This is a genomic window from Paenibacillus sp. P4_A9, from assembly GCF_056402415.1.
This window is the reverse complement of sequence record NZ_JBFUHL010000203.1, coordinates 1-1,467: the sequence shown is the minus strand read 5'-3', so window position 1 is coordinate 1,467 and position 1,467 is coordinate 1. Positions and strand designations below refer to the sequence as shown.

Annotated in this window: 2 protein-coding genes and 1 pseudogene; all 3 read right to left on the bottom strand. The window is 40.0% G+C overall.

Features of this window, described 5'->3' with window-relative positions:
• Positions 1–209, bottom strand: a pseudogene (locus AC1DVJ_RS30940) (hypothetical protein); the annotation flags it as partial.
• 47 nt (positions 210–256) lie between these two features.
• Positions 257–1,165 (bottom strand): ABC transporter permease, encoded by a 909-nt coding sequence (locus AC1DVJ_RS30935; protein WP_477596756.1) that lies wholly within the window; start codon positions 1,163–1,165, stop codon positions 257–259.
• 133 nt (positions 1,166–1,298) lie between these two features.
• Positions 1,299–1,418 carry a helix-turn-helix domain-containing protein gene (locus AC1DVJ_RS30930; protein WP_477596754.1) on the bottom strand — a complete coding sequence of 40 codons (120 nt, stop codon included), beginning with the start codon at positions 1,416–1,418 and terminating at the stop codon, positions 1,299–1,301.
• Between the last annotated feature and the right edge of the window lie 49 nt (positions 1,419–1,467).

Genomic DNA, 1,467 nt, shown 5'->3' with positions numbered 1-1,467 from the left:
AGCGTGAACTGTTTGGGCCAAAGAAATGCCCCCCCTTTGGTAACTTCATCCGCTGAGGAGAAAGATAACGAAATTTCATACCATAACGGATACAACGTGGCTAATGAAAATACGAGTAAAAACAAGCCGTTTATGAGCTGAAAAGTCCCACCGCTTTTTATGAATACAAGCATTTTTCTTGCAGATATCGGTTGTGTGACCGAATTCATGCTGATCCTCCTTTAGCTGATGTAGAATTTAGAAGTAAATTCCACTTTTACCACAGACCATCTTTTCCCAGCCGCTTCGCTACCCAATTGGTGAACACGATCATAAGTAGTCCTACCACAGATTGGAATAGTCCTGCAGCAGCAGCTAAGKAATAGCGACCGTTACTAAAAGCGACCCTATATACATACGTATCCAGAATATCGCCGACTCCTGTCACCAGAGGCGTAAGTAGAATATACACTTGATCGAAGCCCGCGCTTAGTATGAATCCCATTCTTAATATCAAAAGCAAAACGATCGTCTGGGAAATACCCGGCAGAGTAATATGTAGAATCTGCTTGAAACKATTAGCACCATCAATCTTGGCTGATTCATACAGACCAGGATCGATGCCTATGATAGCTGCTAAATAAATCACAGTTCCCCAACCTGTTTCCTTCCACATCTGTGAGAGTACAAGCATACTGCGGAAATACTCGGGAACAACTAGCGGAGATTGTTCAAATCCTAGCGCCGAGATCAGACCGCTTGAAGGAGATAAAACCGTAATAAGGATTCCGCCGATAACAATCCAAGAAACAAAATGAGGGAAATAGATGATGGTTTGAACGCTTCTTTTAAAAACAAGATTCCTGACTTCATTGATCAGAATAGCTAGTACGATTGGCGCAGGAAAATTAAACATTATTTTATAAAAGGAAATCAGAATTGTGTTTCTTAATACTTGCCAGAAGTCCGCTCGTTGAAACAGCATATCGAACCATTTTAATCCTATCCATTCACTACCCCAAATTCCTGTGGAAACCTTATAATCTTTGAACGCCATAATGACGCCGCCCATGGGGATGTATTTGAAGATAATGAAGTATAAGATCCCTGGCATAAGAAGCAGATAATAATATTTGGTTTTGTGAAATGTTTTTTTCCAAGATCGTCTTGATGGTACGGATACCATTCTTCAGCCCTCGCTTTCCTGTATACGCTTCCATTATTAACGCACTGAACACAAAAAAGAAACGGTCATCTTTTGCCGTTTCTGTATGATGTTTGAACCAAAGCTCGTCTAGTTCAGATAGTAAACATGAAGTTCATAAACTTTTCATAACCTGAATTCGGTAATCTCCAGGTGTTGTTCCCGCATATTTTTTGAAATAACGAATGAAACTGTGTGCATCATTGTAACCGATTAAGGTACTAATCTCTTGCAACGATAGTTTATTTGGCAGACAATAAACTATCGTTGCAAGAGATTAGTAC